12 protein-coding genes, 1 tRNA gene and 1 pseudogene are annotated in these 10,005 nt (G+C 65.1%); 8 read left to right on the forward strand and 6 right to left on the reverse strand.

All coding sequences use genetic code 11. From position 1 onward, the window contains the following. Positions 1-299 (reverse strand): annotated as a pseudogene (locus tag HY019_RS16780) (hypothetical protein); the annotation flags it as partial. Positions 300-413: 114 nt separating this feature from the next. Next, the gene (gene radC / locus HY019_RS16785; RefSeq protein WP_290694420.1) at positions 414-1,082 is read right to left on the reverse strand and encodes a DNA repair protein RadC; all 669 of its coding nucleotides are present in this window, start codon (positions 1,080-1,082) and stop codon (positions 414-416) included. A gap of 121 nt (positions 1,083-1,203) precedes the next feature. On the opposite strand from radC, the gene HY019_RS16790 reads away from it, so the two are divergent. The 4 genes from HY019_RS16790 to HY019_RS16805 all read left to right on the forward strand — a co-directional run bounded on the left by HY019_RS16790 (position 1,204) and on the right by HY019_RS16805 (position 4,175). Then, entirely contained in the window at positions 1,204-1,665 is a 462-nt protein-coding gene (locus HY019_RS16790; RefSeq protein ID WP_290694422.1) for an FKBP-type peptidyl-prolyl cis-trans isomerase, read from the forward strand. Between the two features lie 17 nt (positions 1,666-1,682). Beyond that, entirely contained in the window at positions 1,683-2,669 is a 987-nt protein-coding gene (ispH, locus tag HY019_RS16795) for a 4-hydroxy-3-methylbut-2-enyl diphosphate reductase (RefSeq protein ID WP_290694424.1), read from the forward strand. Positions 2,670-2,734: 65 nt separating this feature from the next. Then, positions 2,735-4,033 carry a serine--tRNA ligase gene (serS, locus tag HY019_RS16800; protein ID WP_290694426.1) on the forward strand — a complete coding sequence of 433 codons (1,299 nt, stop codon included), beginning with the start codon at positions 2,735-2,737 and terminating at the stop codon, positions 4,031-4,033. Between the two features lie 54 nt (positions 4,034-4,087). Further along, a tRNA-Ser gene (locus tag HY019_RS16805) sits at positions 4,088-4,175 on the forward strand. A 43-nt stretch (positions 4,176-4,218) separates the two neighbouring features. Here the strand turns inward: HY019_RS16805 and HY019_RS16810 are convergent. Further along, complete coding sequence (locus HY019_RS16810; RefSeq protein WP_290694428.1) at positions 4,219-4,587, reverse strand: FlxA-like family protein; 369 nt, start codon at positions 4,585-4,587, stop codon at positions 4,219-4,221. 178 nt (positions 4,588-4,765) lie between these two features. Between HY019_RS16810 and HY019_RS16815 the strand changes: the two genes are divergently transcribed. After that, entirely contained in the window at positions 4,766-5,104 is a 339-nt protein-coding gene (locus HY019_RS16815) for a YXWGXW repeat-containing protein (RefSeq protein ID WP_290694430.1), read from the forward strand. A gap of 35 nt (positions 5,105-5,139) precedes the next feature. On the opposite strand, the gene HY019_RS16820 is transcribed toward HY019_RS16815, so the two are convergent. Together HY019_RS16820 and HY019_RS16825 are read right to left on the reverse strand one after the other, a co-directional pair. Then, positions 5,140-5,472, reverse strand: coding sequence for a hypothetical protein (locus HY019_RS16820; RefSeq protein WP_290694432.1), 333 nt, complete (start codon positions 5,470-5,472; stop codon positions 5,140-5,142). 101 nt (positions 5,473-5,573) lie between these two features. Beyond that, on the reverse strand, positions 5,574-6,590 hold the full coding sequence (locus tag HY019_RS16825) for an RDD family protein (RefSeq protein ID WP_290694434.1): 1,017 nt from the start codon (positions 6,588-6,590) through the stop codon (positions 5,574-5,576). Positions 6,591-6,774: 184 nt separating this feature from the next. Here HY019_RS16825 and HY019_RS16830 point away from each other — a divergent pair, with 184 nt between their 5' ends. From HY019_RS16830 to HY019_RS16840, 3 genes are read left to right on the forward strand one after another with little or no spacing between them, the layout of a single operon-like run. Further along, complete coding sequence (locus HY019_RS16830) at positions 6,775-7,395, forward strand: Spy/CpxP family protein refolding chaperone (RefSeq protein ID WP_290694436.1); 621 nt, start codon at positions 6,775-6,777, stop codon at positions 7,393-7,395. A gap of 26 nt (positions 7,396-7,421) precedes the next feature. Beyond that, on the forward strand, positions 7,422-8,138 hold the full coding sequence (locus tag HY019_RS16835; RefSeq protein WP_290694442.1) for a response regulator transcription factor: 717 nt from the start codon (positions 7,422-7,424) through the stop codon (positions 8,136-8,138). Next, positions 8,135-9,631 (forward strand): HAMP domain-containing sensor histidine kinase, encoded by a 1,497-nt coding sequence (locus HY019_RS16840; protein WP_290694438.1) that lies wholly within the window; start codon positions 8,135-8,137, stop codon positions 9,629-9,631. Before HY019_RS16835 ends, HY019_RS16840 begins: the two co-directional genes overlap by 4 nt. Here the strand turns inward: HY019_RS16840 and HY019_RS16845 are convergent. Next, positions 9,622-10,005, reverse strand: a 384-nt coding sequence (locus tag HY019_RS16845; protein ID WP_290694440.1) for a UDP binding domain-containing protein, incomplete at its 5' end; no start/stop codon positions are given. The two genes, HY019_RS16840 and HY019_RS16845, sit on opposite strands and share 10 nt — an antisense overlap.

Here is a 10,005-nt window from a genome sequence, read left to right on the forward strand (position 1 = left end):
AGGGATTCCTGCAGCACGGCCTTTTCGTCCATCTGCCGATGGGCCGGGACCGGCTTGGGCCGCGCGCTGGTGTGGGCGACACGGCCGGTGTCAGGCAAGGTATGGACCTCGCCCACAGCCCGCTTGAACAGGGCGCTTTCGGCTTCTTGCGCCCGTTGCGCGGCTTCGCGTTTGATGCGCTCGGCCTGCTCTTGCTCAGCACGAGCGGCCGCCTCCTTGGCGGCCTTGTTCAGCGCGCGCTTCAAGTCAGCAAAGTCGCGCAGCGTCGTGTTGGCGGATGGCTTGTTGGCGTGGCTCACAGGGGTGAAGCCTACATCAATATCAAGACGTTACCGCTTGCCTTGATTTGTATCAGCGTGACCCCGCAACGGGTGTTTCTAAATGACGTCAACCCGCCCTGCATCAAGCCGACGCTACATCAATCCACGCTCTGCGAACGACAAGGCGCCGTGGCGGCTCACCACCAGGTGGTCCAGCACGCGCACATCCACCAGGTTGAGGCTGCTCTTGAGGGTCTGCGTCAGCAACTCGTCTGCGCGTGAGGGCTCCAGCGCGCCTGATGGGTGGTTGTGCGCCAGGATCACGCTGGCGGCATTGAGCTCCAGCGAGCGCTTGACCACCTCGCGCGGGTAGACGCTGGTCTGCGTGAGCGTGCCCCGAAACAGCTCCTCGCAGGCAATGAGCTTTTGCTGTGCATCCAGGAACAACACGGCAAACACCTCATGGGGCAGGGCGCCCAGGCGCATCTGCAGGTAGTCCTTCACCAGTTGGGGCGAGGTGAACACCGGCTGAGTGCGCAGGTCGTTGCTCATGCTGCGGCGTGCCATCTCCATGACGGCCAGCAGCTCGGCCCGCTTGGCGGGGCCCAGGCCCTTGACCTTGCTCAATTGCAGCGGGTGGGCCTGCAGCAGGCCACTGAGGCCCCCCAGGTCTTGCAGCACCTTTTCCGCCAGCTGCAATACCCCCAGGCCTTTCATGCCAGTGCGCAGCAGCAGGGCCAGCAATTCGGCATCGGCCAGGGCGGCGGGCCCCAAAGAAAGCAGTTTTTCGCGCGGCCGCAGCGCAAGCGGCAGGTCTTTCATGGTCTTTGTTTCCCTGAATGTGCTTCTCAAAACTAAAATTGTCGTTTTCCTTATCTCTCAACCCCATCCTCCTGACAGGTGCCCACCGAAGTGGGCCCGCTCTTGGGTGAGGTGACACACCATGACCAACGCTGTCCCAACCGTCGCCCAAGGCTCTTTCCTCACACTGCACTACCGCCTGGTCGGGCCGGAAGGTGATGATCTGGTCAACACCTTCAATGACAAGCCGGCCACGTTGTCGGTGGGCTCGGGCGAGATGTCGCCTGCGCTGGAGGCGCGCCTGGTCGGTCTGAGTGAAGGCACGCGCACCACCATCGCGCTGGAGCCCGGCGAGGCCTTTGGCCCGCGCAACCCCGAGATGATCCAGAAGGTGGCCCTGAAGCTGCTGCGCGAACTGGGTGACCCTGATGAAACCTGGAGCGTGGGCGATGTGGTCCAGTTCCCCACGCCCGATGGCCAGGGTGCCTTCGCCGGCGTGGTGCGCGAGATGGATGCCGATGGCGAATGGGCCTTGTTTGATTTCAACCACCCGCTGGCTGGTCAGCCTGTCACCTTCGAGGTGCAGCTGATCGGTGTGCTCTGATCTGCGCAGGCTCCAACATGAATGAAGTTCAGGACGTCCTGCTGGCCGAGCCGCGCGGCTTTTGCGCCGGGGTGGACCGTGCCATCGAGATCGTCGAGCGCGCGCTGGCGCAGTTCGGCGCGCCCATCTACGTGCGCCACGAGATCGTGCACAACACCTATGTGGTCAACGACCTCAAGGCCAAGGGCGCCATCTTCATCGAAGACCTGGCCGAGGTGCCGCCGGGTGCCACGCTGATCTTCAGTGCCCACGGCGTGAGCCAGGAGGTGCGCCGCGAAGCCGATGCCCGCGGCTTCACGGTTTTCGATGCCACCTGCCCGCTGGTGACCAAGGTCCACATCGAAGTGGCCAAGCTGCGCCGCGAGGGGTATGAGTTCATCATGATTGGCCACAAGGGCCACCCCGAGGTCGAGGGCACCATGGGTCAGTTGTCCGATGGCATCTACCTGGTCGAAGACGAAGACGATGTGGGCAAGGTCCAGGTAATTGATCCCGGCAAGCTGGCGGTGGTCACGCAGACCACGCTGTCGGTGGACGATGCCGCGGCCATCCTCGCGGCCATCAAGCAGCGCTTCCCGCAGGTGCGCGAGCCCAAGCAGCAGGACATCTGCTATGCCACGCAGAACCGCCAGGATGCCGTCAAGCTCATGGCGCCCCAGGTGGACGTGGTCATCGTGGTAGGCAGCCCCACCAGCTCCAACAGCAACCGCCTGCGCGAGCTGGCCGAGCGCCTGGGCACACCGGCCTACATGGTCGATTGCCCCGAAGACCTGCAGGAGTCCTGGTTTGAAGGCCATGCCTGTGTGGGCCTGACGGCGGGCGCTTCCGCCCCCGACGTGCTGGTGCAGCAGGTCATCGCGCGCCTGCGTGCACTGGGTGCGGTCTCCGTGCGCCGCATGCAGGGCGTGGAGGAGCATGTGCGCTTCCCGCTGCCCAAGGGCTTGGGCGGCACGGGCCTGGATCGCCCGCTGCCTACCGAGCGAAGCGCCTCGTCGCCGTCATGAAGCGGCCGTGCCTGGCACGGTAAGCTACGCCCCAACCATCCCATTCAAGAAACTGCCTACACACCATGCTCGATATCGCCCTGCTGCGCAAAGACCTCGACAGCGTGATCGCACGCCTGTCCAAGCGCAAGACGCCGCAACCCTTTCTGGATGAAGCCCGCTTCCGCGAACTCGAAGCCGAGCGCAAGACCATCCAGATGCGCACGGAAGAGTTGCAATCCCAGCGCAACAGCCTGTCCAAGCAGATTGGTGCGCTCAAGGGCAAGGGCGAAGACACCTCGGCCGTGATGGCGCAGGTGGCCGGCATTGGCGACGAGCTCAAGGCCAGTGCCGAGCGCCTGGACGTCATCCAGACCGAGATGGCCGGCATGCTGCTGGCCGTGCCCAACCTGCCGCACGACAGCGTGCCCGTGGGCCACGACGAATCCGGCAATGTGGAAGTGCGCCGCTGGGGCACACCCCAGACCTATGCCTTTGAAGCCCGCGATCACGTGGACATTGGCGAGCCACTTGGCCTGGACTTCGAGACCGGTGCCAAGCTGTCAGGCTCGCGCTTCACCTTCCTGCGTGGTCCGGTGGCCCGCCTGCACCGCGCACTTGCCCAGTTCATGCTGGACGTGCAGACGCAGGAGCACGGCTACACCGAGTGCTACACGCCGTATCTGGTGCAGGCCAAGGCCCTGCAAGGCACCGGCCAGCTGCCCAAGTTCGAACAGGACCTGTTCCACGTCACCTCGGGTGATGGCGATGCCTCGGGCAGCAAGTGGTACCTGATCCCTACCTCTGAAGTGACGCTGACCAATACCGTGGCCGATACCATCGTGCCGCTGGAGCAACTGCCTATCAAGCTGACGGGCCACACGCCTTGCTTCCGCTCGGAGGCCGGCAGTGCAGGGCGCGACACGCGCGGCATGATCCGCCAGCACCAGTTCGACAAGGTCGAGATGGTGCAGATCACCACGCCCGAGCAAAGCTACGACGCGCTGGAGCAGATGGTGGGCCACGCCGAGGCCATCCTGCAGAAGCTGGAGCTGCCTTACCGTGTGATGTCCCTGTGCACGGGCGACATGGGCTTTGGCGCCACCAAGACCTATGACCTGGAAGTGTGGCTGCCCGCGCAGAACACCTACCGCGAGATCAGCTCCTGCTCGAACTGCGAAGCCTTCCAGGCGCGCCGCATGCAGGCGCGCTTCAAGAACGCGCAAGGCAAGAACGAGCTGGTGCACACGCTCAATGGCTCGGGCCTGGCCGTGGGCCGCGCCATGGTGGCGGTGCTGGAAAACCACCAGCAGGCGGACGGCAGCATCCGCGTGCCGGTGGCACTGCGCCCGTATCTGGGTGGGGCCGAGTTCCTGAAGGCCTGAAAACTCCTGCTATACTCGCGGGCTACGCCGTTGACCACGGATGCACCAGTTACAGGAGAGGTGGCAGAGTGGTCGAATGTACCTGACTCGAAATCAGGCGTACCGCAAGGTACCGTGGGTTCGAATCCCACCCTCTCCGCCAGTACAAAACCCCAAGTGATTGATTCGCTTGGGGTTTTTTGGTTTCAGGCGTAGGTGTCCACGTTGCTACCCACGCTGGCGCCATCTTCCCGCGCTTTTTGCCTGGCTTTTTTGTCTCGTGCCTCGTTGGCCGCCTGGGTGTCTGGTGCGGACGACGCCTCCGGTTTGGCCCGGGCCTGCTTGGCCTGCGCGGCGCTGGCTGCCTGCTGGATCAATTGCGCGATCTGCGTTTGAACCGAGGCAATCTGTTGTGAGAGCGACTGGGCCAGCTTGGTGTCCGATGACTTTTGTGCCGTGACCAACTGCTTTTGCAGGGAGGTCAGCTGTTTTTGCAGTGCGGCAATCTGGCCGCTGGTGCTGCTGCTGGATGCGGCCGTGGTGCTGGCAGAGGATGTGGCTGAAATGGTGGCCATGGGGCCCTCCTGTTCTGACTCAGCTGGTGTATCGGCGCCGAGCCTGGCTGCTTGGAGTGGCTTTACCCAAACGACACACAAGCGCCCTCGTGTGTCTGTTTTGTAATGTTCGTCGGCGGCGTCAGCGGTGCATGCCGCCGGGCCGTTGAAGGGGCATCACCTCAACGGATGCATCAACATGAAACACCGTCGATCGGGCCTGATGCCCAGGGCATCCATTGCAGCCATGGTGCTGGTCTCGGCGACGCTGAGTGCCTGCGTGGTGGCCCCTTATTACCCCCCGCAGGAGCAGGTCATCATGACCGCGCCGCCGCCACCTCAAGCCGAATACGTCGGCCCGCCGCCGGTGGTGGGCTACATCTGGATCTCGGGCTTCTGGGCCTGGGAGATGGGCCGCCACGTGTGGGTGGGCGGGCACTGGTCGGCGCCCCGCCCCGGGTACCGGTGGGTGCCCCATACCTGGCAACAGGAAGGGCGTGGATGGCGCCAGCGAGAAGGCCATTGGGATCGTCGCTGACACGGTGCCGGTGGCCAGGCCGAGGCGGCGCGTGCTCAGTGGTCCCCGTGCGGCCCCGCCGCATCGTCCATCGAGCGGATGAAGGCGCTCTGAAAAGCCTGTAGCAAGCGCTGCAACTCTTCGGCTGACAACAGCGGCAGGCCGAATTCGATCAGCTGGGTTTTCAGCGCCTCGATGTCCGTGCAGCGCACGGATTCGCCGCCGCGCTCGATTCTGAAGCCCACCAGCCCGTCGTCGGTGGTGCTGGGGCTCAACTCGATGCCCTTGAGCGCCGCCATTTCGCGCAGGCGCTGGAATTCGCGCCTTTGATCTGGCGGCACGGCCAGCAACAGCGCCACGGACGGGGTGGCATCCTCATCGTCGTACATGCGCGGCTCCTTGCTTGGGTGGCCGAGCCCCATAAGGGCGCTCAGGCCAACTGGCATCCAGTCTGAGGGAGCGCGCCCGCCCGGTCAATATGGCCCCCTGCTCAGGGCACGGACGAAAACAGCGCCTGCCGCAGTTTGAGTGCCTCAGCCCGATCCGGTGCGACGCCCGCCGTGCCGATCAGCACCACCCGCCAGACCGCCCCGTTGCGCTTGAGCAAGGTGGCGTGGACCTTCTGCGATTTGTCCCGTGCGACGCTGCCCAGCACCACGAGCGCCGGCTGCCCTTCGATCGTGTCGCCTTCGCTGCTCACGTACAGGCTCATCGAGCCGCTGGTCGCCCTGATCCAGGCCGAGGCATAGTCCTCCAGCTCGAACTGGCCGGGGATGGCTTCCCGGGCGAACACGGCGTAGATGCCAGCATCAGGGTGGAAGAACATGTCCACGTCCTGCTTGTCCTGGTTCTTGCTCTGCTGGTGGCTCCAGCCGCTGGGGATCGTGATCTCCCGGCCGGTGAGTTTGTTGGTCCAGGGGCCGCCGCTGGTGTAGCTCCGGTGGGACTCTCTGGCCTCTTGCTTGAAATACCCGTTGACCGCCATCATGCCGACGAGGATCAGCACCGTGCAGACGAGGCGCACGAGCGACAGCCTGGTGGCACGCACCTCGAACTTGCCCTGGTCATAGCCGGCCGCTTGTCCGTCCCGGACCTTGCCGTATTGGTACAGCGTGGTCAGCAGGCTCACCAGCGGCAACCATGCACCCAGGCCAAAGATGTAGACATCGATCTGCCGGCGCAGGTATTGCCCCCTGGTCGGGCGTTGGCCATTGACGGTGAGCAACTGGACGCCCAGCAGCCATTTGCCCGGCGTGGTGCCCAGCCAGCCGTAGATCAGGCCCTCTAGCAGCATGACCAGTGGCGACAGGCACCAGTTGACGATGAGGTTGGACATGGGCTTTTGCAGCCACAGCAGCAACTCCACCGAGATGGAGCCCATCACCATGCCTGTCAAAAAGCCAACGGGAAAGATCAGCAGCCAGTAGTCCAGCACCCGGGCCCAGAAGCGCCGCCAGGGGCGGGCCAGTGCCGTGGCGCTTTCCGCGCCGATTGCCACGGTTGACATGCTGGATCTCCCTTTCCGCACTGATGGCCGGTGTATGGCCGGTGTGTTTCAGGTGACTTTATCAGCGCGCAGCCGAGGCATTCACACATCTTTACCGCCGCGCCACAGCCGGTTTACCCCTGGGCTCAATCATGCCGTCATGGCCTCGTCGCATTGAGGCTTTGCCAACAACGGAGAAATCGCCATGAACCAATCCCCCGCAAGCGTGCCATCAGGCAAGAGCCGCCAGAAGCAGCGCTGGGCGCTGGGCGCCCTGATTGCGGCCACCACGGCGTCCGTGGTGTTGAGCATCAGCGCCTGGGCTGGCAGCGAGGATGCGCAGCCGGCCATGTCGCGCATGGGCATGATGCACGGTGCAGGCCCCGACATGGGTGGCATGCCATTTGGTGCTCGCCATCTGCAACGCCTGCTGGATGATGCCAAGGTGTCCGACACCCAGCGCCTGCAGATCCAGCAGATCGTGGACAAGGCTCAGACCGATCTCAAGGCCTTGCATGACGAAGGCCGCGGGCTGCACGAACAGGGCTTGAAGCTCTGGGTGGCACCCAAGCTGGATGCCGCGGCGGCAGAAAAGCTGCGCCAGCAGATGGCGGCTCACCATGACAAGGTCAGCAAGCGCATGATGCTGGCCATGCTGGACGTGGGCAATGTGCTGACGCCCGAGCAGCGGGCCACGGTGGCCAAACAGATGGCCAAGCGCCATGAGGACATGATGCGCCGCATGGAAGAGCACCGCGGTGGCGGCCGCCGGGGTGAAAAAATGCCCCCGGACGCCGCGCCTGAGCGACAACCCCAGGAGCGTTGAGCATGGAGCGCGCGACAATGCCGGATATGAGCGAGCACATCCTGCTGATTGACGACGACCTGCGCCTGAGTGCGATGGTGGGTGACTACCTGCGCAGCCATGGCTACCAGGTGTCCAACGCCCCGACGCTGGCGGCCGGCCGCGAGTTGCTGGCCCGGCAAGCCTGCGACGCCCTGGTGCTGGACCTGATGCTGCCCGACGGCGATGGCCTGGACCTGTGCAAGGAATTGCGCGCTACACCCCGTACACGCAGCCTGCCTTTGCTGATGCTCAGCGCGCGTGGCGAGCCCACCGACCGCATCGTGGGCCTGGAAATCGGCGCGGACGACTACCTGCCCAAGCCCTTCGAGCCGCGTGAGTTGCTGGCACGCCTGCGTGCGCTGCTGCGCCGAACCGGCCCCACGGCCAATGACGACGATGTGTGGCGCTTCGGCCGCCTGGAGATCGACGCCGGCCTGCGCCAGGTGCGCCTGGACGGTAAGGCGTGTGACCTCACCGCCTACCAGTTCGACTTGCTGTGCGTGCTGGCCCAGCATCCGGGCCGTGTGCTCAGCCGCGACCAGATCATGGACTCGCTCAAAGGCCATCCCCTGGAGGCCTTTGACCGTTCCATCGATGTGCACATCTCGCGCATCCGGGCCGCCATCGAGGACGACCCGAAAGAGCCGCGTCGCATCCTGACGGTGCGCGGCGTGGGCTACGTGTTCGCCAAGAAACAGGACACGGATACCGACGCCCCATGAAGACGCTGGCGCTGCGCATCTACCTGACCGTCGTCACGGTCCTGCTGGTCTTTGCCCTGGTGTCTGGGTGGCTGGCGCAGCACAACATGGAGCACGAGCGCACGCAGGTCCAGTCCGTGACGGCCTGGCAGGAGCGTGCGGCCGCCTGGGGCGAGTTGCTGGAAAACAGCTTGCCCCCGGTGTCGGCATCTGAAGACGAGCAGGCGCGTGTCTTTCTGGACTGGGCGGAGCGCTTGCGTTTGCCCATGGCGCTGGACAGCCCCAAAGGGCGCCGTATTGCGACTTCCCTGATGCTGGAGGATCGGCTGCAGCGTTTGCCGGAGTTGCGAGACCGTTTGCAACGGGCTCAGTTGTCGGATGGCCGGGTGCTCTGGGTCATGCGCCCCTCCCTGATGCGTGGTGGGCGCATGCCGCCGCCTTTTGGCAGCCGGCCACCCAGGCTGGGTGAACCCGATGGCCCCGATGGGCCGGGCGGGCCTGGTGGCCCTCTGGTCAGCATGGGCCCCAACGAGCCGTCCATGCCACCCCCACGCCCGCAGATGCAACCCTGGCTGACGCCGCTGGGCTGGCTGCTGCCTAACTCGCAGGCGCATGGCGTGCCGGCCTTGATCCTGTCGCTGATCCTGCTGTTTGTGGCCGTGGCCGTGGGCGCCTGGCCGGTGGCCAACCGCCTGACCCGCCGTCTGCAGGCGCTGCGCACGGGCGTGGAGGCCTTCGGTTCTGGGCAACTGCAGCACCGGGTCGCCGTGGAAGGCAAGGACGAGGTCGCGGCCCTGGCCAACAGCTTCAACGAAGCGGCGCAGCGGATTGAAGACCTGGTTACCTCCAACCGCAACCTGCTGGCCAATGCCAGCCACGAGTTGCGCTCGCCCTTGGCGCGCCTGAAGATGGCGGTGTCCATCATGGGCGACATGCCGCCAGAGCGTGCCGCCCAACTCAAGGACGAGATCCACCAGGACATCCGTGAACTCGATGCCTTGGTGGAAGAGGTGCTGCTGGCCAGCCGGCTGGATGCCCGCAGCGAGGTCGAGCACGGCCCGGTTGACCTGCTCGGCCTGGTGACCGAGGAGGCGCGCCGTGTGGGGGCCGAGGTCCAAGCCGATGCGGCGTTGGGCACGCAAGCCTATGAGGCAGACGAGCGCCTGGTGCGCAGGGCGGTGCGCAACCTGCTTGAAAACGCCAAACGCTACGGTGGCTCAGAGATCGACCTGGAGCTGGCCTGCCTGCCCAATCAGATCGAGATCCGTGTCTGCGATCGCGGGCCAGGTGTGCCGCCCGACCAGCGTGATCGGATCTTCGAGCCGTTCTACCGCCTGCCCGGCCATGCCGAGCATGCCGGCGGTGTGGGGCTGGGGCTGAGCCTGGTGCGCCAGATTGCGCTGCGCCACGGCGGCCAGGTGCGTTGCGAGGCCCGCGAGGGTGGGGGCAGCCGATTCGTCATCGAGCTGCCCATTCAGAAGCCCGGGAAGCCCGAGAAGCCCGCTCAGGCCTGAACCGTGGCCCGCCCGATGCTTTCGTAGCTCAGGCCGGCCTGCTTGACCAGCGAGGGCTCGTACAGGTTGCGGCCATCAAAGATCACCGGGGTCTTGAGGCTGGCCTTGATCTTGTCGAAGTCAGGGCTGCGGAACTCCTTCCACTCGGTGACGATGATCAGCGCGTCGGCGCCTTGCAGCGCGGCGTTGGGGCTGTCGGCGTACTTCAGGCGGGTGTCATCACCAAAGATGCGCTGGGCCTCGGCCATGGCCACAGGGTCGTAGGCCGTGACGGTGGCGCCCCGCTCGAACAGCTCTTGCAGCACCACGCGGCTGGTGGCCTCGCGCATGTCATCGGTGTTGGGCTTGAAGGCCAGGCCCCACAGCGCAAAGTG

Origin of the sequence: Aquabacterium sp., from assembly GCF_016195855.1 — a bacterium.
Lineage (GTDB): Bacteria > Pseudomonadota > Gammaproteobacteria > Burkholderiales > Burkholderiaceae_C > Aquabacterium.